Consider the following 22292-nt stretch of genomic DNA (forward strand, 5'->3'; position numbering starts at 1 on the left):
CATTGGATATAATTTTATTGATGGAAATTGAAAAATATTTTGGTTGAATCATTACAAAAAAGTATTTTTGCATCCGCTTTAAATGGTGGTTGTAGCTCAGCTGGTTAGAGCGCTGGATTGTGGTTCCAGAGGTCGCCGGTTCGAACCCGGTCTTCCACCCTTAAGTTTATCAAATCCCAAACCTAATGGTTTGGGATTTTTTGTTTTTAAATAGAATCAAAGTCAAATTCTAGTGTACTTCGTTGTTAGCAGAAGCTTGACCTATAATAATTAGGGACGTTTTTTTAGTTTTAGATTATATTTTTCTATCCTTTTTTAAGATAATGACCTCATCCGTCAATTGAAAAGGGCCATCCGTTAAATCATGATTTATTTTTACTTCATTTTAACTATGCTCTTCCCTCCAAAATCCATACGTTGTTACCCTCTCTTTTCTCGGACCATTGGTTAGACAGCTTTTAAACCATACTTTTATTTCAATTTTCACCGTATACTTAGATTCCGAAACTTGTTCGGATTGACCACGGGTTATTTATATTTTCGAGTAATTGAATAAAAAAGCCCTTGTTTTCAAGGGCTTTTAAATTATAAAGATAGCTGTTGGTTATTCCGTGGCTTTATCCACCACCAATCTATTTGGGCGATTGGCTATCTCCCATGCCGTATGGAAAATAAGTCGAGAGCGATTTTCTAAAAGATCATAGTTTATTTTATCGGGAGTATCACTTGGTCTATGGTAGTCCGCATGGGTTCCGTTAAAATAGAATATGATCGGAATATTGTTCTTCGCAAAATTGTAGTGGTCACTTCTGTAGTAAAATCTATTGGGATCGTTCTCGTCGTTGTACGTATAATCAAACTCGATATTGGTGTACTTTTTGTTTACCTCCTCCGATAAATTGTGGAGTTCGGTACTAAGTTTGTCGGAACCGATCAGGTATAAATAATTTCGAGAACCTTTGTATTTTGGGTCTATTCTACCGATCATATCTATGTTAAGGTTGGCCACTGTGTTCTCCAATGGGAATACCGGCTCAACATCGGTATAGTATTTGGAACCCAACAATCCTTTTTCTTCTCCGGTAACATGTAAAAATACAATGGAACGCTTGGGGCCTTTGCCTTCTTCGGCAGCTTGCTTAAATGCTTGGGCAATTTCCAAAAGCGCCACAGTACCCGAGCCATCGTCATCGGCACCATTATTGATCTGACCGTCTGCCGTAACCCCGATGTGGTCCAAGTGAGAAGAAATAACCACATACTCCTCCGGTTTTTCGGTACCTTTTAAAAGGGCAACCACATTTTCAGAATCTATATTGTCGTTACTGCCGGTTAAATTCAAGTTTACATTGGCAGTAATAGTTTTTGGAGTATGGTCCTTTTCTATATTTTCGAAAAGTGTAGTAGCCGCTTTTTCGTCCAAAACAATCAAAATATCATTGTTGCTGTCATCTGCAAGTTGCATTCGACCACTATTGTTGCTTTCCATAAATCGGAAATATCCCCTAAATCTTGGAAAATTCTGTGAATCAAAATACAGTACCCCTTTGGCGCCTTTTTCCAAAGCCAAAGTAGATTTTTTCCCCATGGCCTCGGACATATTGCTCCAGTCGGATTTTTCCTGATCTCCGGATATTACATAAGTTCCATCCGTGTTTTGAGGTTCGCCGGCTTTTATAAGTACCAGTTTGCCGGATACATCGATTCCGTTGTAATCATTATAATCACCGTCCTCAATTCCAAAACCTGCATAAACAATTTCATTAAAAGTACCTTGCGCTGGGCTAAATGCTACGGCATGTTCTCCTAAAGAAAAACTTTCGTTGTTAAAGGTTACATTGCCTTTTGGCACTTTGGTTTCTTGCAATGCTACTTTTTGAAAATAGTTGCCATTGGATTGTGCAGCGGGTATGTTCAAGGACTCGTAATGCGCCTTTATATATTCCACAGCCTTTTTTTGGCCAGGTTTTCCAGTTTCCCTGCCTTCAAACTCATCGGAAGCATAGGTGTACAGGTGTTCTTTTAGTTCGGTTTCTGTAATTGATTCCGCATAAGGTACGGGGTCTGCTACAGGTTGGGTTTTTGCTACTTCCGAAACCGTTTTTTGGGAAGTGTTGCAGGCAAAGGTTAAGCCCAATACCAATAAGGATAATTTTTTCATTTGTGTTTTTAAGTTATCTGAATCCTCCAAAAATAGTTAAAAGTTTAGGAAAGAAATTACTATTCTAAGATAAACATTATCAAACCCATTGCGTAACTTGGTCCCCTTTTAGTGGATTTATTAAACTTGTACGTATTATGGGCAAGAATAAGAGTGTAGTAGTAGTAGGTGGAGGAATAATAGGACTATCTACCGCATACTTTCTTCAAAAGGAAGGCCATCAGGTAACCGTTTTGGACAAGTCCGATATTTCTTCGGGGGCTTCTTTTGTAAACGCGGGGTATCTTACACCAAGTCACATTATTTCCTTGGCTTCCCCCGGAATGATTACCAAAGGAATAAAATACATGTTCAATTCTTCCAGTCCCTTTTACATGAAACCTCGTTTGGATCCCGAGTTTATGAAATGGGCGTGGTATTTTAAAAAATCCTCGACACGAACAAAGGTCGATTTGGCAATGCCGGTGATTCGGGACATAAATCTGTTAAGTAGAGAGTTGTACGAAGCCATACAGTCTTCCGGTGATTTAGGTACATTTAAAATAGGGGATAAAGGTCTGTTGATGATGTTCCAAACCGATGAGGCCCGCGACCATGAGATGGAGGTGGTGGAAAAGGCCAGCACCTTGGGATTGGATGGCAAATTGTTGTCCAAGGAAGAGCTAACGGCACTCGAACCAAATATAAAGGTCAATGCCAAAGGCGCTATACTTTGGGAATGTGATCGCCACACAACACCCCCGTTGATCATGGAAAATATGGTAAAACACCTAAATACAAGTGGAGTGGCCATCCATAAAAACGAGGAAGTATCCGATATAGCTTTTTCCAACGGTAAAATAACCGAGGTAAAAACGAACAAAGCCTCCTATGCGGCCGACGAAGTTGTTCTTGCCGCAGGTTCATGGACATCGAACATATCAAAAAAATTAAACCTAAAACTGCCGTTACAAGCTGGCAAGGGATATCGAATAAATGTGGAAGAACCTACGAACATTTCCATGCCCGCCATTTTAATGGAAAAGAAGATTGCCGTAACCCCAATGGAAGGGTTTACCCGTTTCGCGGGCACTATGGAATTTTCGGGGATAAACCATACTATACGAAAAGAAAGAGTGGAAGCCATTGCAAAAGGTGTGGAGGGTTATTATGAAGGATTACAGGTTCCGGAAAAGGCCAAAACGAATGCAAGTTGTGGATTGAGACCAGTATCACCAGATGGGCTTCCATATATTGGAAGACCAAAAGGAATCAAAAACTTAACCGTAGCCACCGGACACGCCATGATGGGGTGGAGCTTGGGACCGGCAACGGGCAAGTTGATCACCGAACTTGTTTCCGGGCAGTCACTCTCCATGGACATACAACCGTTCGACCCCGACCGTAAATTTTAGATCATAAAATTTTTTTATTGAGGGGTTTTTTAATGTGGCATAGATTTTTCAGTTGACTTTTTTACAACTAATTTTACAGTATGAGAAACCTCAGTTACATCCCAATCTTAATTTTAGTGCTCAATTTGACCGCACTTAGGTCGCAAGAGCTTAAAATTTTCACATTAAATGACTTCGATCTAAAGGGAAAAGTGAAGACCTGTTTGGTTTCTACCGATTATGGCAAGGAACTGTTCGAATTCAATAAAAATGGGGTGTTAAAGAAAACGGTCACGCAGTACAACGACAATGACCAAGACATTACCTATTACACCTATAAAGATGGTGAATTGTTGGAAAAACGGATGGAAAGCTATAAGAACAATGTCCTGGACGAATCCACTTCAATGGCCAATTTTTATGAAGTGGATACCATTCCCAATAGAAAAGTAACGGAAAAGATAATTTCTTACGACAAACAATTTTTAGAGCAAGAACAATATTATTATGATGAAGCCGGAAGGTTGGTCCGTATCATCTCGTCCAATGTAGAGGGGGTAGATGAAACCACCTTGGAATATACCCAGGTAAAAAATGAACTTACCGTGAGTACATTTACTAATGGAATTTTGCAAAAAGCGGTAAGAAATTCCATTAAAAAGACCCCAAATGGTGATCAGGAGGTGATTTTGACCAAGGAATATATTGATGGTGAACCGAATACTGCCACGGAAGAAGTATTCAACAGTGCAGGAAAGTTGGTGACCAGCGAGGAATTCTTGTACGATTTTACAGAAAAAGAATTCGTTTCACAAAAAAAGCGGTATTATCAATATACCGATGGTGTTTTGAGCAAGGTGATAAAAAAGACCATTAATACGGAATCTGCGGAAAAGTACATTTTTCAGTTCGATAATCATAAGCCCAGCAATTGGGTCAAGCAAATCGTAACACCTGGCAATACCTATACCACAAGGACTATCACATACTACCCAGAAGAGGATTTAAAAGAAGAAACCAGCAACTAAATAATACTATACTAAATTCTGGATTATTTCCGGTTGTACTTCATGGCCACCAATGAAAGTCATGGTTTCGGCCATGCCACGGAACAAAGTGTCACTTTTTACTTTTTCGTTTTTTAAGCGTTCTGGATTTAGATATTGATCTTGGTCTCCGTACACAATTTTGATTTGGGTACTATTATAATCTAAAAACTCAAAATCTTGAGCGGTAAGTTCGTTGGGAATACCCCCGGCATACAACACAATAAGTTTACAATTCACTTTTTTCCGGGCCAACCATCGGGTGGCCACCGATACACCTTGCGAAAAACCGAAGAGGATCAAATCAACACCTTTTGGAAGCTTTTCCGAATCGAGTACCGCATCAATATAATTGATCACATTATTGATTTCCGTTGCAGTGTTTTCCTTGGTCAACCAACTGGCGCCAACATATTTATACTCATTTTTTAAATAATATTTGGACGGAGCCTGCGGTACAATAATGTAGTTTTCTTCTGGATCTAGACCATTAAAGTATTTTACAAAATAGCGGCTTAAATAGCCTATTCCATGGAAAACCAACCAAACATTTTTTGTTTTGGGACCTAATTTGTTCTGCGTCAGATATGTATTCTGAGTAGTGTAGCTTACGGTTTTCTCTTTGTTGGACATGTTCAGTTAGGCTTTAATGAATATTGCAAAAGCTTTGCGTAATTTTACAAAAAAGTAGAGCGATGAACGAACACAAGGAGAAAATTCTCTCCGTTTGCAACCAGATATGCAAAGGGACCTTAATGGAAACTCTGGATATAACATATATAGATGTCGGCGAAAACTTCCTTTTGGCCAAAATGCCCGTAACACCAAAAGTACACCAGCCCGATGGTGTTTTGCACGGTGGTGCCTCTGTGGCGTTGGCAGAAAGTGTGGGAAGTGCGGCATCTTATGTTTTTTTGGACGGAAACGAGTTTTTTGTGCGCGGCATAGAGATTTCCGCTAACCATGTGCGTTCCATAAAAGAAGGATTTGTGTACGCAAGGGCATCCATTTTACACAAAGGACGAACGACCCAGTTATGGGAAATAAAAATAACGGACGAGGAAGGAAACCTGATATCCAATTGTAAACTCACGACCATTGCATTACCTAGAAAATAAAGAACCCGAAGCAATTTTTGAAAAGGTGGTTCACTGCCTTGAAAATGGTATGCCCTTTGCCATATATCGCAAACCCGACCAACAGGAACTACAGGCCGTTTTTCAAACAGATAAGGACCTTTTAGTTTCCAAGGATTTTGACGAGAAAGGATTTCTTTTTGCTCCTTTCGATACCGAGGGTGATGCCATTTTGATCAGACCGGATGAAGTATGGAAAGGAAAATATAAAACAGAGATCCTTGCCAATACGGCCCACATAAATTTGGTGGAAGATGGTAAGGAAATTCATGTTGACTTAATAAAAAAAGGCATACAGGAAATTAAAAAAGGTAGATTGCAAAAGGTAGTGCTCTCAAGAAAGATCGAGGTACCGTTGACCAAATCACCTCTTGAAATTTTCAAGGCCCTTTTGGGCACCTGTCCCCATGCATTTGGTTACCTTTTTCATCATCCAAAGGTAGGTACATGGTGTGGTGCCACACCAGAAACATTGGTCAAAGTAAAAGACAAGGAGCTGAACACCATGTCGTTGGCAGCGACACTCCCGTACGTTGCAGGGGAAGTACCAAAATGGGGTAGCAAAGAGGTAGATGAACAACAAATGGTTTCCGAGTACATCGGAGATAAATTGGCCCATACCATGGAACATTTGGAAATAGATGATGCCGAATCCGTCCGGGCCGGTACACTATGGCACTTAAGGTCCGAGGTGAGGGGAACCATGCTCCCGAATATTAAAACCAAAGAGGCAGTAAGGGCCTTGCATCCCACGCCGGCGATCTGTGGTATTCCTACGGCCGAAGCAAAAGAGTTTATAAAGAAGAACGAAAACTATAAAAGAACGTTCTATACCGGATTTTTGGGAGAATTGAACTTTGGTGCAAAAGAGGAAACCTCACTCTACGTAAACCTTCGTTGTATGGAATTGAACAAATACAATGCAACCATATTTGTTGGTGGTGGCATTACCGAAGCATCCGACCCGGAAAGTGAATGGGTCGAAACCCAAAACAAAAGTAAGACCATGTTGAATGTCCTTTAAATAGAAGCTATCTAATTTAAGGCATTACCACAAAGATGATGTATTTTTGTAATCCATGATGTACTCAGATATTCCTGCTGCACAAACCTTGGTTCTGAACTTTAGATCAAGGGGAGTTAAAAACATTGTAATCTCACCGGGATCAAGAAATGCCCCACTTACAATAAGTTTCACAAAAAATCCTTTTTTTAATTGTTACAGCATTGTGGATGAGCGCTGTGCGGCATTTTTTGCCTTGGGAATGGCACAACACTTGCAGGAACCTGTCGCCGTTTTATGTTCATCGGGAAGCGCCATGTTAAATTTTTACCCTGCAGTCGCCGAAGCTTTTTACAGCGATATCCCTCTCATTGTAATTTCGGCGGATAGACCCGCATACCGGATCGATATTGGAGATGGACAGACCATTCGCCAAGAAAATGTTTTGGAAAAACATACAAGCTATTCGGCCAATTTAAAGCAAGATGTGTCCCACGCACGAAATACCATATTAAAATTTGGTAAATCGTTGTTGCGGGAAAGTCAGGAAGAAGTACAATCCTTCAATCAAACAGAAATAGATCGAGCCTTAACGGTAGCGTTTTTGGAAAAAGCCCCGGTGCACATCAATATTCCTTTTGAAGAACCTCTGTACGGAAGGGTAGAGGAACCGTCGATAGAGCGTCTTGATGAAAAAAAATTCTTGACCAAGAGCTTATCCGATAATCAAGATTGGGAAGAATTGGCAAAAACATGGGCCAATAGTTCCAGAAAAATGATTCTGGTAGGGGTAAATCAGCCCAACACCATTGAAGATGAAGTGCTTCAAAAGTTGGCCAATGACCCAAACACCCTGCTGTTTACCGAAACTACCTCGAATTTGCATCATCCGGAGTTTTTTGAAAGTATAGATAGTATCATAGCGCCCATTGAAAAATCCGGGAAGAAAAATACGTTGTTCGAACAACTGCGACCAGAACTATTGTTGACCTTTGGGGGATTGATCGTATCCAAAAAAATAAAAGCTTTTTTAAGGGAGTATACGCCCAAAGAACATTGGCACATCGACACCAAAAAGGCGAACGATACGTTTTACTGCCTAACCAAGCATATTACAATAGGCCCAAATCTCTTTTTTAAAAAAATAGTTGGGCAAAATGTAACCGCACAAAGCGAATACAAATCTTTTTGGGAACGGAAAAAGAATCAATACGAAAAAAAGCGTGATGTCTACCTTAAAGAAATTCCATTTTCGGATTTTAAGGCCTTTGATCACATTATAAAGGGAATACCCAAAGGGTATCAAGTACATTTGGCCAATAGTTCCACGGTTAGATATGCCCAACTGTTTCCAATGGACAGGTCGTTGAAGGTATTCTGTAATCGTGGCACCAGTGGTATCGACGGCAGTACATCCACTGCAGTGGGCAGTTCAATTTTTAGCGCCGAACCCACTTTGTTGTTAACGGGAGACCTTAGTTTTTTCTATGACAGCAATGGGCTATGGAATCAATATTTACGTCCCGATTTTAGGATTGTGCTCATCAATAATTCGGGAGGCGGTATTTTTAGAATATTGCCGGGGAAAGAGGACACAAAGGAGTTCGAGACCTTTTTTGAGACCAGCCATGGGTTATCCGCAAAACATCTTGCCGAAATGTACGGCTTTGACTATTTGGTTGCCGAAAACGAGGATGAACTTTTAAAGGGGTCGAACGAGTTTTATGCAACTTCCGACCGACCTAAACTATTGGAAATAAGAACGCCTCGTGAACTGAACAATAAAATTTTGCTTGGATACTTCGATTTTATATCTTAGAACCTTAACTATAAATAAAAAGAACACTAACAGATTATGAGCAAAAGAGACGAATTGATCGAGAAGTACGCGGAAGACATCAAAAACAAATTTGGACAGACTCCGGACATGGATTTTCTGACCAAGGTGGCCATAGGGTTGGGTCCGGCCATCTATAACTTGGACGCCTCCAAGGTATCAGGTTCCGATGATAAGGAGCTGGAAACGGTTAAAAACAATTTTTTGATCAAAAAATTGGGGCTGGCCGATACGCCGGCACTCATGGAATCGATCAAAAGTGTTATCGATTCATACGGTCAATCTGAAAAAAACAAACATCGTGCGGTAATTTACTATATGTTGGCCAAACATTTCGGTAAGGAATCCGTTTACAATTAAGCGTCCACAAAACTAAATTATAAGCTGTCCTTGTTAAGACAGCTTTTTTTATACCCATTTTTTACAGCTACCTTTGCCCTATGATAGAATTGGGAAATTACAATATCCTTAAAGTGTTAAGGAGCACGAGTATAGGTCTTTTTTTAGGTGATGATGAAGGAACAGAGATTCTTTTACCGAATAAATATGTTCCGTCCGATTTTGAGATTGATCAAGAAATGGATGTGTTCTGTTATTTAGACAATGCGGAAAGGCCTATTTCTACTACCTTAAAGCCAAAAATCGTACGTAACGGATTTGCGTATTTAAAAGTGGTCGAAGTCGGGGCATACGGTGCTTTTTTGGATTGGGGACTGGAGAAACATTTGCTTGTTCCCTTTAGGGAGCAATCCCACAGAATGGAGGAGGGCCAAAGCTATGTGGTACATTGCTATATGGATGAGGAAAGTATGCGACTTACCGGATCTAGCAGAGTAGATAAATTTTTATCCAACGAAAGCGTTGCGTACGACCAGAACGATCAGGTAGATCTTTTAATTTACCGTAAAACCCCTTTGGGGTGGGAAGTGATCGTGGATAACCGTCACAAAGGTCTGGTTTTCGATAGCGATATATATAGGCCTTTAGAAATCGGTGACCAGGTCAAAGGTTATGTAAAAAGTGTGCGAGATGATAAGAAGATAGATATCTCGCTGCAACCCATTGGGGCAAAAATGTTGGAGCCTACGGCAAAATTTATCTTTGATAAACTTGTAAAGAACAACGGATTCTTGCCCCTGCACGACAAGTCGTCCCCTGAAGAGATACAGCACACACTGCACATGAGCAAAAAGGCATTTAAAAAAGGCGTTGGTATTTTATATCGTCAACGAAAAATCGATATTCAGGACGATGGGATCCATTTGTTGGGAGACTAGATCGGAATCTGGATTTTTGTTTTTATGCAGCTCTAAAGTTTTTTTCTTTAGTTAAATGTTTTATTTTTGTGAAGATACAGATTAACTTATTGGTTGTTATGCTCTTAGCATGACGCATAATTATAACCCCCTCCAGGATATGCCTTTTATTGAAGAAAGCGATTTGTTGGACCTTCATAAGGATATAGATAAGGCCCAAATTATCAACGAAAGACTCCTTGATCAGATAAAGTACAAGAACAAAGATCTTCGCAAAATTAAGTTACAACGTAATATCCTGATGGGATTTGTTGGATTATTTGTAATTGGTACGCTGGCCATTACTTCGTTCACTGCAGGCCTTAGCAGCAAACAATCTTTTGAGAACCAAGGAAATCTTTTGGTATCCATAGACAGCTTGGATGTGATCAAGGCCAGGATAGATAATTTAAAATCCCAAAACGAAGAGCTTAGCTTGGTAAAGGAATTTTACTTGGCCAAAGAGTTTTTGAACAAGGAAATGATCTATTCCGTACAAGTTAAATCGTTTGTGGAGAATAATGTAACACTTGCGTCCGAGGCATTGACCAATACATTATTTGTAAAAACCAACCCTTTTTATGCGTATTCTTTGGGTAATTTTGAAACCCTGGAGGAAGCTCAAAAATTTAGAAAACAACTGGTACAGATGGGGTTTGACGATGCTTTTGTAGCTTCTTACAAGGATGGTCAAAGAGTTAAAATAGAAGATCCGTATTAATCTTGGGAAAAACAAAGGCTTGGATACAGGCCGCTAGACTGCGCACACTGCCTTTATCTTTATCGGGCATTATTGTGGGAACTGCTTTGGCCAGTTTACACGCTCAATTCGAATTGTCCATATTTATTTTGGCCCTTTTGACAACTGTAGGTTTTCAAGTAACCTCCAATTTTGCCAACGATTACGGAGACGGGGTAAAGGGTACCGATAACGAAGATCGTGTTGGTCCTGCAAGAGCTTTGCAAAGTGGCACCATCTCACGAACATCACTCAAAGCCGGGGTAATCATTTCTGCCCTAATAAGTTTGGCCATAGCAGTAGTTCTCATCTATTTAGCTTTTGGAACGGGTAATTTTGCCTACGTCCTCGTTTTTTTGGTCCTAGGCCTGTTAAGCATTTGGGCTTCCATTAAATATACGGTAGGCTCTAACGCTTATGGCTACCGAGGATTGGGAGACCTTTTTGTATTTCTTTTTTTTGGATTGTTAGGTGTATTGGGCAGTATGTTCTTATACACCAAAACCTTGGAATGGCCTTCAATTTTACCAGCAATTTCAATTGGGCTATTATGCGTGGCCGTGTTAAATCTGAACAACCTTAGGGATGTGGTATCCGATAAAAAGCATGGTAAGAACACATTGATCGTTAAAATGGGATTTGAGAATGGCAAACGCTATCATCTTGGTTTGATTTCTGCCGCGCTGCTATGCTTTTTAGCTTATATAATTGTAATTGGTTTTGACTGGAAACAATCCTTTTTTATGCTGGCGTTTGTTCCATTATTGATTCATTTGCGAACCGTTATGACCACCAAAGAACCTGTTCGGTTGGACCCCGAACTTAAGAAAGTGGCGTTGAGCACCTTTTTGTTAGCGGTTTTATTCTTCATTTCAGTCAATATTTTTTTGTAAATTTGACTTACAACCAAATAAACTTTAAGGAACTTGGAACATCCGATAAAAATTTTGATCGTAGAGGACAATGTTATCATTGCTGATGATATGCAGTCCATGTTAGAGGAAATCGGCTATGAAATTGTTGATAATGTCATAGTGTACGAACAAGCGGTAGATGTGTTAAAGAACAACCATGTTGATTTGGTACTTATCGATATCATCTTGGCCTCGGACAAAACAGGTATAGATCTAGGTAAGCATATTCGCGAAACGTACAACATTCCATTCATCTTTGTAACCTCGAACTCGGATCGTGCAACAGTGGAAAATGCCAAAACGGTTAAACCAGATGGTTATTTGGTAAAACCTTTTGAACAACAAGATCTCTATACATCCATAGAAATTGCACTGTCAAATTTCAATTATGCCAAAAAAGGCGCGGAAAAAGTTGAGGAGAATCAAGAAGCAGCCGACGAAATCACATCGAACTCTGTATTAAAAGATTCCATTTTTGTAAAGAAACAACACTTGTACTACAGGATTCAGTTTACCGACATACAATTTATCAAGGCTGATAATGTGTATTTGGAGGTTAACACTGTGGATAAAAAGTTTTTGGTACGGTCTCCCTTAAAAGATTATTTGGAGAAATTGCCCAAGAACAAATTTTATAGAGCCCATAAATCATATATCGTAAATGTGGACCATATTGATGCCATCAATTCAAAAGATATAATGATCAACAATAATCTTATTCCGATCTCCAAGGATTTTAAGGAGTTTATTCTTTCATCAATGAACAGTTAACGTTCCCCTTAATCAAAGAATAGAATGAGGTGCCCTTTAGGGCACTTTTTTTTTGGCAATGCCATCAAGTTTTGGGGTTACCACAACTTTTGGTAGGTTCACAACAATAATTTTCTCCCTTTGGACCCTACCGCTACTTTAGCAGTGTAATAATCAAGAAAGTAATTTTTTCATTTTCATATAGTGTTCTCGTAAAAGGGTCTTGTTCTAAAAAACAGGGCCTTTTTCAATTTTAAGCGCCTCTGTCCTGTTCGGATTTATCCATAAAAAGCACAAAACATCGATAAATTACCCATATACCTATGTTTTGTATTGTTTCACAACAGAAAACATAGGTTTCACAACAATAGTGGGCAACTCTCTCCTTTGGTATTTAATTTTGTGCACAAACTAACGTTCTTTATATACCCCATACATTGCAATTCAGTTGGATATTCCATTTATTGGATTGGAGTGCTATCGGGACAATAAAGGAAAAAAGGGCACGATAATAATATAGGACCGCCTCTGGAGTGGTCACTGTATCAATTTAATTAATGGGACGTTACGTAATTTTATTTACCTCAGTATTTTTTATTTTTTTCTATGCTGCATCGGGGCAGGACCTTGCCTTTGATGAAGAAAGCAAACTGAAAGAATTTCAGGATACCGATCTACCATCACAACGATTCGATGTATTTTTTAATTCATTGGATCGCTATAACGTGAACTCTGCATACGATTGGTTGGATACCATTAAAATTTATTTGTCCAACGCACAAAAAACAGAGGACACCACAGCTACACGACTATACAAAGTAATGCAGGCCCAAGTGTACAACGATTTGGGGGAATACGACAAAAGTACCGCGTTGGCCAAAGAGCTGTACGACATCAAAGATTCACTCGATACCGATTCAAAAAAGGTAATTTTGGATGTGTTGGACGATAATTATGCCAACCTACAGCTGTACGACAAGCAAATAGAGATCCGAAAGCAAAAGCGTGAACTGGGCATTACGAACAATGTGTCATTCTACGATATATACAGTAACCTTGGACTTTACCGAAAAGCAAGGAACCAATATATTATGGAGGTTAAGCCTACCATTGCGGACAACGACTCCTACGGTTTGGCCAAGTATCATAGCAAAGTTGGGAATTACCTTAGATTGGACGATTCCGCTCCAACCGCACTGAGCGAACTAAAAAAAGCGAATCACTACTTGGGCGTTTACATGAACGATATCACCGCCCAAAAAAGTGCATCGGATATGTTCGAGAGCGAGCTGTTAAAGGCTGAAATCGAAGGAAATATAGCCAAGTGCCATGTAATGATGGGCAATTACGAAGATGCCGTGCCACTTTTGCAATCCAGCATCGAAACCTTGACCAAATCACCTTATAACAAGGATAAAACCGAAGTTGTGGACAACTCGCTTTTCTTGGCAGAAGCCAATTTGCAAATGGAACGCTTTTCCGAGGCCAAAAAACACCTCGATACGGAGTTCGACAACATATCGGTACTACAAACGATAAAGAAGAACAGTTTGTTGGCCGCTTTTTATGATAAGGTCGAAAACTTTAAGAATGCATCCATCTACTACAAAAGAAACGAAAGGATAAAGGATTCTCTGGCCAAAAAACAATCGGCACTGATAAAACAACAGCTGGTAACCATAGTAGCCAACGAGGATTTGGAAAATTCCCAAAGATTGATAGATGAGCAAAAAAAGATAAACGAATTGGCCCGCAGCGAAATGAAAGCCAAAGATGAGCGTATTAATTTGGTATTTATTTCACTCATATTTACCCTTTTAGGTTTTGCAGGATTGGTGTACGCTTATTTAAAGAGTATAAAAAACCAACGGTTAATTGCGGAGCAGAAGCATATTATCGAAAACTCGTTGGTCGAAAAGGATTCCTTACTGAAAGAAATTCACCATAGGGTGAAGAACAATCTACAGATGGTTTCCAGTTTATTGAGCCTACAGACCAAGAACACTAGGAGCAAAGCGGCAATCGTTGCCCTTGAAGAAGGAAAGAGTAGGGTAAAGGCCATGGCATTGATCCATCAAAAATTATATCAGAACGATGATCTTTCGGTAATAGAAATGCAAGGCTATATTGAAAGTTTGATCAATAGCGTACAATCGGTTTATAAAAAGGGAGGGCACAACATCAGTATTACCATTGATGCCGAAGGAACCGAACTTGATATTGATCGCGCTATTCCTTTTGGATTGATTTTAAACGAGTTGGTTTCCAATTCGTTTAAATACGCATTTCCCGAGAATGACGAAAATGGGAAAATCTACATCCATTTGCGCAAAAATGGGGACCAAGGATATTTTGAATATACCGATAATGGTATAGGGCTCCCGGAAGATAGCGATGAGAGGGCACACTCCTCGATGGGACTGCGATTGATTAATAGATTGGTGAACCAGCTTCAATCCAAGCTCAATGTGGACAGAGATCAAGAAGGGGTTCGGTTTTGGTTCAACTTTAGTTGATCTATCTTACCCGACTTTTTAAAACCATTTTATGCAAAAGTTTAGGAAAGAATCTCTTAAGATAGATTCCCTTTACTTCTTTTCCGCCAACATAAACTTCAAATTTATCTTTTTCGATGGCCTTGATCATTTTTTTGGCGGCCGTTTCGGGATCAATCCCATTTTGCGTGGCAACGTCGTCCTCTTGTTGTGGAGAACCATCGGCAGTTAACGCATTTTTTGCAACATTGGTACGCACAAAGCCAGGGCAAACCAAGGTAACGTTAATGCCATCTTTTTCATGCTCCATTCGCATCACATCAAAAAAACCATGTAATGCATGTTTGGCGCCACAGTAGCCCGAACGATATGGAGAACCAAATTTTCCCATTAAGCTGGTAACAGTTACAAAATGTCCGGATCTGTTACGGATAAAATGAGGAAGGATCGCCTTGGAGAGCGCCACAGTGCCCAAATAATTAATAGTGATAAGCTGTTCATAAACGTCCAGCTTGGTATCCATGATCAACGATCGTTGGCTTATTCCGGCATTATTGATCAATATATCGACCTTCCCAAAAAAGGAAATTGCCATTTGGGCCAAATGCTCCATTTTGTCAAGATCTTGCAGATTCAATGGAAGAACGGCAATGTTATCTGTACCTCCGCATAATTCCTTTACCTTTTCAAGTTCGCCCTTTTTCCGAGAGGACAAAATTAGGTTGCAGGATCGCGAACCCAGTTCCAGGGCCAGACTTTTTCCAATTCCAGATGATGCCCCGGTAATCCATATCGTTTTTCCATGGATACTTCCCATAACTCCTTTTTTAGATTTAAAATATACTTAAATTTGACCTACTTCATGAAAGCAAGCTATAAAAAGTACACCCTCGATTTTAAAGTTCCCAGCGGAACCTCCCGTGGGGTAATGATACAGAAGGAAACTTGGTACATTATATTGCAGGACCATGCAAAAATAGGTGTAGGCGAATGTGGCATTTTGCGGGGTTTAAGTGTGGACGACCGACCGGACTACGAAGAAAAACTTGCTTGGACCTGCCAAAATATACACATGAACAAGGCGGAACTCTTATTGCAATTAAAGGAGTTTCCCTCTATTCGGTTTGGCGTGGAACAAGCCTTATTATCCTTTCGATCACCAAATTGCTTTGAATTGTTCCCTTCGGATTTTACAAAAAACGAATCCCCGATCCCAATAAATGGTCTTATCTGGATGGGAAATGTGGATTTTATGTTGCGGCAATTAGATCAAAAATTGAAAAATGGTTTTCGCTGTATAAAAATGAAAATCGGAGCAATCGATTTTGATAAAGAAGTAGCCATACTCAAATCCATAAGGGAAAATTTTTCACCTGAAGAAATCGAACTTCGTGTGGATGCCAACGGTGCTTTTTCACCAGCCGAAGCCATGGAAAAGCTCCAAATACTATCAACCTTTAATATTCACTCGATTGAACAGCCCATAAAAGCGGGACAATGGGAAGCAATGGCGGAGTTATGCAAAACAACACCATTGCCCATAGCTTTGGACGAGGAATTGATCGGTATTTTTGATGTAACAAAAAAACAGGAATTACTACAAACCATACAACCCCAATTCATTATTTTAAAACCGAGTTTGGTGGGCGGAATAGGGGGGAGCCGTGAATGGATAGAACTTGTCGAAAACAAAAATATAGGCTGGTGGATTACCAGTGCGTTGGAGAGCAATATTGGGCTCAATGCCATTGCACAATTTACCTATTCGTTGAAAACAACAATGCCTCAAGGTTTGGGAACAGGAAGTTTGTTCACCAACAATATTGGGAGTCCGTTGGAGGTATCACAAGGCAAATTATATTACCGACAAGCAAAGGATTGGGACATGGATCTAATTAAAAATATATGTATATAGAACAAGCTTACAAAGGTTTTACTGAGAGTTGGAGGTATATAGTGGGGTTTTTGATCGTATTTATATGTTGGCAGATCTTGGGCGGAATTCCGTTATTAATCGCGCTTTTGTTGAAGTCCAGTTCATTGTCAACAATGACCACTTCCGACCTTGGGGCAATGTCGGAGACATTGGGCTCCAATCTGTTTTTTCTTTTAATAATGTTGACTTTTTTTGCCGCGATGATCAGTCTTTGGTTTGTGGTGAAATATATCCATAAGCTATCATTTGTAAATTTTACCACCTCACGTAAAAGGGTCGATTGGAAAAGAGTCAGCTTTTCATTTGTACTATGGGGTGTAATTTCATCGGCAATGATTATTTTGGATGTATACCTTTCACCCGAAAATTATGAGTTTTCCTTCAAGCCGGTCCCATTTTTGATCTTGTTGGTACTTTCAATCATTTTTATCCCTATTCAAACCAGTTTCGAGGAATTTTTTACACGAGGATATTTAATGCAATCCATTGGATTGGCGGTAAAAAACAAATGGCTTCCATTGATCGTTAGTTCATCTCTATTTGGTTTGCTGCATATTTTTAATCCAGAAGTGGATAAGCTGGGGTATGGCGTTCTTGTGTATTACATTGGAACAGGCTTTTTTCTTGGGATTCTAACATTGATGGATGAAGGCCTGGAACTGCCTTTAGGTTTTCATGCATCCAATAATTTCTTTGCGGCACTCCTTGTAACTGCCGATTGGATGGCTTTCAATACCAATTCAATTTATAAGGACGTTTCGGAACCAGTCCTTGGTTGGGATGTGTTAATTCCTGTTTTTGTGATTTACCCCATTCTTTTATTTATTTTCTCCAGGAAATACGGTTGGAAGAATTGGAAGGACAAACTATTCGGTCGTGTAAAGACCAAAGAAGAATTTGTAGCACTGACCGATGGTAGATCCGACTTGGCATAACATACATCCAGAATTTCGTCTTAATGGAGGCTTTTTCGGCGTACAACAATTGGAGGAACTTGCCAATAACTTAAAACAAGAAAAAGCATTTAAAAAAGATATCGGGGCGTTCTTGTTGGATTGGATATCCAACTCTGAGACATTAAATGTGAATACCTCGGGTTCTACCGGAAACCCGAAAACCATTCAGCTCAAAAAAGAGCATATGGTAAATTCCGCTTTGGCCACAGGAGAATATTTTGATTTAAGACCAGGTCAAAAAGCACTTTTGTGTTTGCCTTGTACCGGAATTGCCGGTAAAATGATGTTGGTTAGGGCCATGGTTCTCGGATTGCAACTGGATTTTGTTCGGCCCACATCGAGCCCTTTGTCCAAAATGGACAAAACTTACGATTTTGTGGCCATGGTTCCCTTACAGGTTAAAAATTCCCTGCCCCATTTACAAAGAGTGAGAAAATTGATAATTGGCGGTGCCCCGGTGGATTTACAGTTGAGGGAGCAATTGAACCAATCGCCCGTGCAAGCTTTTGAAACTTATGGAATGACGGAGACCATAACCCATATTGCAGTAAAACCCGTCAGCGGGAACTCTTTAAAGTACTTTGAGGCACTTCCACATGTAACTGTTTCACAAGACAAAAGAGGATGCCTTGTAATTGATGCTCCAAAAGTTACCGATACAAAAATCATAACCAACGACCTAGTTGAGCTCTTAAGTAATACAACTTTTATTTGGGTAGGTAGATTCGATTCTATCATAAATTCCGGCGGTATAAAATTGATGCCCGAAAAAATAGAGGAAAAACTGGAATCACTCATTTCCTCTCGATTTTTTGTCTCAGGTTTACCAGATAAGATATTGGGTCAAAAATTAGTGCTCGTGATCGAAGGAAATCCTTCGGACGAACAAGAACTGATTAGAACTATTTCCGGTTTAAAGGAAGTATCAAAATATGAAGTGCCGAAGCAAGTTTACTTTGTAAAAACTTTTCAAGAAACAGCGACCAAGAAAGTAGATCGTAAAAAAACCTTGGAACAAGTTATTTAAGTTTTGTATTTTCAGAACGTTAAATAATCAACCATGCAAAAAATCTTCAACCTTACTTTTCTACTCTTGCCTTTTATTGTTTTATCCCAACAAATTCTGCCCGAGGCGGAACGTGCTCGTGTGGTGGATGAAATTCTTGAGGAACGATTCACCGATTTGCTTCCTAAATTAATGGATGATACGGGAATAGATATGTGGGTGCTTATATCCAGGGAATATAACGAGGACCCAGTTCTAAAAACCATGCTTCCGGCCACATGGCTGAATGCCCGTAGACGAACCATTCTGCTTTTTTATAGGGACCAGGAAAACAATACCATGGATAAATTGGCCGTAGCACGTTACAATGTGGGAAAAAGTATTATCTCCGCTTGGGACAAGGACAAAGAGCCAAACCAATGGAAACGATTAATGCAGTTGATTTCCGAACGTGACCCGAATACGATCGGTTTAAATTTTTCTAAAGATCATAATATAGCGGATGGTTTGGATAAGACCGATTTTGATGAGTTTATGGCCAATCTTCCCAAAAAGTATCACTCACGGGTAAAGTCGGCAGAGCAGTTGGCCGTTAGATGGATAGAGACACGTACTGCTCGGGAAATGACAATTTTCAATCAACTCGTGGATATTACCCATGACATAATTGCAGAAGCTTTTTCAGAAAAAGTAATTACGCCGGGAGTAACCACAACCACCGAGGTAGAATGGTGGATGCGTCAAAAAGTAACAGATCTTGGTTTAGAGACCTGGTTCCATCCCACTGTGGATGTTCAGCGCACCAGTGAAGAATTGGTAAGCCATTTATATTCATTTTCCGGAAGGCCAGATGACGAAATTATACAACAGGGAGATTTGTTGCATTGCGATTTTGGGATAAGCTACCTTGGTCTTAATACTGATTGTCAGGAATTGGCCTATGTTTTAAAACCAAAGGAAACCGAGGCCCCAACATTTTTGGTAAACGCCCTGTACGATGGTAACCGAGTGCAGGATTATCTAACCCAGAACATGGTAGCAGGAAGGGTAGGCAACGACATTTTGGCCAAGGCCTTGCAAGATGCCAAAAACGCTGGACTGCGACCAGCAATATACACCCATCCATTAGGAAGTTATGGCCACTCCGCAGGTACTACCATTGGCATGTGGGATGCCCAAGGAGGTGTTATGAAGGACGATGGAGAGAATTACCCCTTAAATCCAAACACAGTGTACGCCATTGAGTTGAATACCACTGTGAATATCCCGGAATGGAATCGCGATATACGAATTATGCTGGAAGAAGCTGGCTTTTTTGGGGAAAACGGATTTCGTTATGTTAATGGTAGACAAACAGAGCTAATGCTGATTCCTAGAGTAAAAGATCATTTGGGCAACTAAGATCAAGGCATGAGAAAAAACTTTTCGATAATTGCGTTCCTGACTTTTATATTGGTATTTTCCCAAGAGAATACCGATACCAAGATCACTATTTGCTGGGACACTTCTTTTTCCATGTTGGAGAGGGATATTGAAAAGGAGTTTGAAATATTGGATAAATTACTCCACCGTTCACCCGAACTGAGCGTACAACTTATTCTATTTAATACGGCCATTGAAGAACGGTTTTTTGAAATTTCCGATGGCAACTGGAACGAGCTTAAAGAGGTGTTGACCCATTACAGAGCAGATGGGGGCACCATTTATAATGGCCTGTCCGAAACAATCAAGAATGATCAGGTTTATTTTTTTAGTGATGGCAACGGCCTGCTGCCCAATGTAATTTTACCGGTTAAGAAAGGGAACGTAATTATCAATACAGTGCCGACCAGAAATGTGGAGGTACTTAAAAAATCTGCATTGATAGGTAACGGACGGTTAATGGATTTTGCGGCCATGTTACCAAAAAATAGGGAAAGTACCGTAAATGATCCACCATTTGAAAAAACCATAAAAGGTAAAGTTTACATAGACAATGTTCCACAAACTGATATTGAAATCAGAGTAACGGGGAGTCAAGAGATTTATAAAACAGATGCTACTGGAGCTTTTACAATACCCAGTATTCCGGGCGATTCGATTTTAATATCGAGTAGGTCCTTTAAAACCATGAAAAAAATCCCCATTGGATATTTTTCAGATAATCTGGAAGTATTTTTAAATTCGAACATAACTGCACTCGAAGAAGTTATTGTTTCGGAGAATCGTGTTGAATCCACCTCTAAGGATATGGTGGAGACCGGAACGGGTCTTAAAAACAAGGAAGGTATAGGCTATGCAGTGCAATCTATTGGAAGTGAAGAGATAACGCCCATACAAACCGATTTGAACCAAAGCGTTCAAGGGCGGTTTTCCAATGTAAATTTAAGCCGAGATCAAGACTTGACACAATTTAAGGGAAGAAGCAACAATACGTTGCTGGGCAACACTTATGGCCTTGTGGTGGTGGATGGCATCCCTATACAACAGTCGGATTCGTCCTCAGGTTATGCTGCCGATGCATCTTTTATTGACCCAAACAATGTTTCAGAAATTACGGTTTTAAAAGGGTTGGCCGCTACGAACAGGTATGGGTCATTGGGCAATGCAGGTGTTATTTTGATCACCACTAAAAACGCCCTAAAATCAAAAGGAGCAGGTGGGAGTGTAAATTCGGCACTTGTCCAAAACAATATTTACGATGCAAAATCTAAAATTGTACACCGAGAATCTGCGATAATCAAAACATTGAAAAATGCCCAAAACGTAGAGACAGCATACCATAAGTATTTAGAACTTAGAAACTTCAATTTGGATAATGAATCCTTCTTTTTGGACAGTTTTGAGTTTTTCAAGGACAAGGATGCAAATGTGGCCACCCGGATAATCTCCAATTTACTGGAGCTGAATCCCAAAGACATACATTACTTAAAATTGGTCGAGCTTTCCTCACGAGGTTTAAACGAACTTGAATTGGCCAACTATCTCAACAAGGCCATTTATACAGCCGACCCAACAGCGCTACAACCGTTTTTTACCGAGGCCCAGATCTATTTTGAGAAAGGAGAGTACCAAAAAGCACTAGATGCATGGGCTACGTTGGCCAAAGGTGGTGCTTATGGCACCATGCAGGTAGATGCGATCAAAAAATCCTTGAACCGAGAAATTAAAAATCTTGTTTTTCAAAAGCGAACTCTACTCAATGTAACCAAATTGGATGATATCTATTTTAATAACGAGAAGGTCAATGTTCGTTTACGTTTGGAGTGGAGCAACCCCAAAGCCGAATTTCAAATTCAATTTGTAAATCCCCAGAATAGATATTTCAACTGGGAACATACATCCATGGAAGATACGAATAGAATTGCCAACGAAGTCAACCTTGGTTTTGCCATGGAAGAGTTTGAGGTTTACGATGACTTAAAAGGGCTCTGGCAGATCAATATCAACTATCTGGGCAATTTGGACAAGGCCAATACGGACCCCTTGGTACTGTTATGTACCGTTTATACCGATTTTGGCTACCCATCCCAGTCGAGGGAAGTAATTTGGTTGTACGTTGACCAACAAAATAACAGAAAAGAAATAGTATCCTTTAAAAATTAAGGATTTCCATTTTTTAAATGAGCCATGGAGGTAATCTATGGTTTACTGATATATTTTGTA

General features: G+C 39.9%; 19 protein-coding genes and 1 tRNA gene. 17 read left to right on the top strand and 3 right to left on the bottom strand.

Features of this window, described 5'->3' with window-relative positions:
• Positions 1-84: 84 nt before the first annotated feature.
• Positions 85-160: transfer RNA gene (locus tag ABTP35_RS14695), tRNA-His, on the top strand.
• Between the two features lie 444 nt (positions 161-604).
• On the opposite strand, the gene ABTP35_RS14700 is transcribed toward ABTP35_RS14695, so the two are convergent.
• Complete coding sequence (locus ABTP35_RS14700) at positions 605-2161, bottom strand: M28 family peptidase (RefSeq protein ID WP_293295344.1); 1557 nt, start codon at positions 2159-2161, stop codon at positions 605-607.
• Between the two features lie 137 nt (positions 2162-2298).
• Here ABTP35_RS14700 and ABTP35_RS14705 point away from each other — a divergent pair, with 137 nt between their 5' ends.
• Positions 2299-3555, top strand: coding sequence for an FAD-dependent oxidoreductase (locus ABTP35_RS14705; RefSeq protein WP_293295343.1), 1257 nt, complete (start codon positions 2299-2301; stop codon positions 3553-3555).
• 80 nt (positions 3556-3635) lie between these two features.
• On the top strand, positions 3636-4562 hold the full coding sequence (locus ABTP35_RS14710) for a hypothetical protein (protein WP_252079635.1): 927 nt from the start codon (positions 3636-3638) through the stop codon (positions 4560-4562).
• A gap of 6 nt (positions 4563-4568) precedes the next feature.
• Here ABTP35_RS14710 and ABTP35_RS14715 read toward each other — a convergent pair whose 3' ends face one another.
• On the bottom strand, positions 4569-5213 hold the full coding sequence (locus ABTP35_RS14715) for an alpha/beta hydrolase (RefSeq protein WP_252079636.1): 645 nt from the start codon (positions 5211-5213) through the stop codon (positions 4569-4571).
• 62 nt (positions 5214-5275) lie between these two features.
• Between ABTP35_RS14715 and ABTP35_RS14720 the strand changes: the two genes are divergently transcribed.
• The 9 genes from ABTP35_RS14720 (at position 5276) to ABTP35_RS14760 (ending at position 14770) form a co-directional block, all read left to right on the top strand.
• Positions 5276-5698 (top strand): PaaI family thioesterase, encoded by a 423-nt coding sequence (locus ABTP35_RS14720; protein ID WP_224837278.1) that lies wholly within the window; start codon positions 5276-5278, stop codon positions 5696-5698.
• A complete protein-coding gene (locus ABTP35_RS14725) occupies positions 5679-6740 on the top strand; it encodes a chorismate-binding protein (protein ID WP_224837279.1) in 1062 nt (353 codons plus the stop codon). Before ABTP35_RS14720 ends, ABTP35_RS14725 begins: the two co-directional genes overlap by 20 nt.
• A gap of 55 nt (positions 6741-6795) precedes the next feature.
• Positions 6796-8538 carry a 2-succinyl-5-enolpyruvyl-6-hydroxy-3-cyclohexene-1-carboxylic-acid synthase gene (gene menD, locus ABTP35_RS14730; protein WP_293295342.1) on the top strand — a complete coding sequence of 581 codons (1743 nt, stop codon included), beginning with the start codon at positions 6796-6798 and terminating at the stop codon, positions 8536-8538.
• Positions 8539-8574: 36 nt separating this feature from the next.
• A complete protein-coding gene (locus ABTP35_RS14735; protein WP_224837281.1) occupies positions 8575-8916 on the top strand; it encodes a DUF2853 family protein in 342 nt (113 codons plus the stop codon).
• An 80-nt stretch (positions 8917-8996) separates the two neighbouring features.
• Complete coding sequence (locus tag ABTP35_RS14740) at positions 8997-9833, top strand: S1-like domain-containing RNA-binding protein (RefSeq protein WP_293295341.1); 837 nt, start codon at positions 8997-8999, stop codon at positions 9831-9833.
• 139 nt (positions 9834-9972) lie between these two features.
• A complete protein-coding gene (locus ABTP35_RS14745; RefSeq protein WP_224837336.1) occupies positions 9973-10572 on the top strand; it encodes an SPOR domain-containing protein in 600 nt (199 codons plus the stop codon).
• Between the two features lie 2 nt (positions 10573-10574).
• Entirely contained in the window at positions 10575-11483 is a 909-nt protein-coding gene (menA, locus tag ABTP35_RS14750) for a 1,4-dihydroxy-2-naphthoate octaprenyltransferase (RefSeq protein ID WP_293295340.1), read from the top strand.
• Positions 11484-11516: 33 nt separating this feature from the next.
• Positions 11517-12275 carry a LytTR family DNA-binding domain-containing protein gene (locus tag ABTP35_RS14755; RefSeq protein ID WP_224837284.1) on the top strand — a complete coding sequence of 253 codons (759 nt, stop codon included), beginning with the start codon at positions 11517-11519 and terminating at the stop codon, positions 12273-12275.
• A gap of 536 nt (positions 12276-12811) precedes the next feature.
• On the top strand, positions 12812-14770 hold the full coding sequence (locus tag ABTP35_RS14760; RefSeq protein ID WP_293295339.1) for a histidine kinase dimerization/phosphoacceptor domain -containing protein: 1959 nt from the start codon (positions 12812-12814) through the stop codon (positions 14768-14770).
• 1 nt (position 14771) lies between these two features.
• Here the strand turns inward: ABTP35_RS14760 and ABTP35_RS14765 are convergent, their stop codons facing one another.
• Positions 14772-15566: an SDR family oxidoreductase gene (locus ABTP35_RS14765; protein ID WP_293295338.1), complete on the bottom strand. Its 795-nt coding sequence runs from the start codon at positions 15564-15566 to the stop codon at positions 14772-14774.
• Between the two features lie 45 nt (positions 15567-15611).
• Here ABTP35_RS14765 and ABTP35_RS14770 point away from each other — a divergent pair, with 45 nt between their 5' ends.
• From ABTP35_RS14770 to ABTP35_RS14790, 5 genes are read left to right on the top strand one after another with little or no spacing between them, the layout of a single operon-like run.
• Positions 15612-16664 carry an o-succinylbenzoate synthase gene (locus ABTP35_RS14770; protein WP_293295337.1) on the top strand — a complete coding sequence of 351 codons (1053 nt, stop codon included), beginning with the start codon at positions 15612-15614 and terminating at the stop codon, positions 16662-16664.
• Positions 16655-17620 carry a CPBP family intramembrane glutamic endopeptidase gene (locus ABTP35_RS14775; protein WP_293295336.1) on the top strand — a complete coding sequence of 322 codons (966 nt, stop codon included), beginning with the start codon at positions 16655-16657 and terminating at the stop codon, positions 17618-17620. Before ABTP35_RS14770 ends, ABTP35_RS14775 begins: the two co-directional genes overlap by 10 nt.
• Positions 17598-18668, top strand: a complete 1071-nt coding sequence (locus ABTP35_RS14780) for an AMP-binding protein (protein ID WP_293295335.1) — start codon at positions 17598-17600, stop codon at positions 18666-18668. The genes ABTP35_RS14775 and ABTP35_RS14780 overlap by 23 nt, the downstream gene beginning before the upstream one ends.
• 33 nt (positions 18669-18701) lie before the next feature.
• The gene (locus ABTP35_RS14785; protein WP_293295334.1) at positions 18702-20048 is read left to right on the top strand and encodes a M24 family metallopeptidase; all 1347 of its coding nucleotides are present in this window, start codon (positions 18702-18704) and stop codon (positions 20046-20048) included.
• A 9-nt stretch (positions 20049-20057) separates the two neighbouring features.
• Complete coding sequence (locus ABTP35_RS14790; RefSeq protein ID WP_293295333.1) at positions 20058-22232, top strand: TonB-dependent receptor plug domain-containing protein; 2175 nt, start codon at positions 20058-20060, stop codon at positions 22230-22232.
• Positions 22233-22292 lie beyond the last annotated feature (60 nt).

The organism is Flagellimonas alginilytica (assembly GCF_042134605.1).
Classification (GTDB): Bacteria; Bacteroidota; Bacteroidia; order Flavobacteriales; family Flavobacteriaceae; genus Flagellimonas; species Flagellimonas alginolytica.

What these genes read in the sequence shown, in the direction of transcription:
- ABTP35_RS14700 (WP_293295344.1), bottom strand. Translation starts at nt 2,161, where the DNA reads ATGAAAAAATTATCCTTATTGGTATTGGGCTTAACCTTTGCCTGCAAC.
- ABTP35_RS14705 (WP_293295343.1), top strand. Translation starts at nt 2,299, where the DNA reads ATGGGCAAGAATAAGAGTGTAGTAGTAGTAGGTGGAGGAATAATAGGA.
- ABTP35_RS14710 (WP_252079635.1), top strand. Translation starts at nt 3,636, where the DNA reads ATGAGAAACCTCAGTTACATCCCAATCTTAATTTTAGTGCTCAATTTG.
- ABTP35_RS14715 (WP_252079636.1), bottom strand. Translation starts at nt 5,213, where the DNA reads ATGTCCAACAAAGAGAAAACCGTAAGCTACACTACTCAGAATACATAT.
- ABTP35_RS14720 (WP_224837278.1), top strand. Translation starts at nt 5,276, where the DNA reads ATGAACGAACACAAGGAGAAAATTCTCTCCGTTTGCAACCAGATATGC.
- menD (WP_293295342.1), top strand. Translation starts at nt 6,796, where the DNA reads ATGATGTACTCAGATATTCCTGCTGCACAAACCTTGGTTCTGAACTTT.
- ABTP35_RS14735 (WP_224837281.1), top strand. Translation starts at nt 8,575, where the DNA reads ATGAGCAAAAGAGACGAATTGATCGAGAAGTACGCGGAAGACATCAAA.
- ABTP35_RS14740 (WP_293295341.1), top strand. Translation starts at nt 8,997, where the DNA reads ATGATAGAATTGGGAAATTACAATATCCTTAAAGTGTTAAGGAGCACG.
- ABTP35_RS14745 (WP_224837336.1), top strand. Translation starts at nt 9,973, where the DNA reads ATGCCTTTTATTGAAGAAAGCGATTTGTTGGACCTTCATAAGGATATA.
- ABTP35_RS14760 (WP_293295339.1), top strand. Translation starts at nt 12,812, where the DNA reads ATGGGACGTTACGTAATTTTATTTACCTCAGTATTTTTTATTTTTTTC.
- ABTP35_RS14765 (WP_293295338.1), bottom strand. Translation starts at nt 15,566, where the DNA reads ATGGGAAGTATCCATGGAAAAACGATATGGATTACCGGGGCATCATCT.
- ABTP35_RS14770 (WP_293295337.1), top strand. Translation starts at nt 15,612, where the DNA reads ATGAAAGCAAGCTATAAAAAGTACACCCTCGATTTTAAAGTTCCCAGC.
- ABTP35_RS14775 (WP_293295336.1), top strand. Translation starts at nt 16,655, where the DNA reads ATGTATATAGAACAAGCTTACAAAGGTTTTACTGAGAGTTGGAGGTAT.
- ABTP35_RS14780 (WP_293295335.1), top strand. Translation starts at nt 17,598, where the DNA reads ATGGTAGATCCGACTTGGCATAACATACATCCAGAATTTCGTCTTAAT.
- ABTP35_RS14785 (WP_293295334.1), top strand. Translation starts at nt 18,702, where the DNA reads ATGCAAAAAATCTTCAACCTTACTTTTCTACTCTTGCCTTTTATTGTT.
- ABTP35_RS14790 (WP_293295333.1), top strand. Translation starts at nt 20,058, where the DNA reads ATGAGAAAAAACTTTTCGATAATTGCGTTCCTGACTTTTATATTGGTA.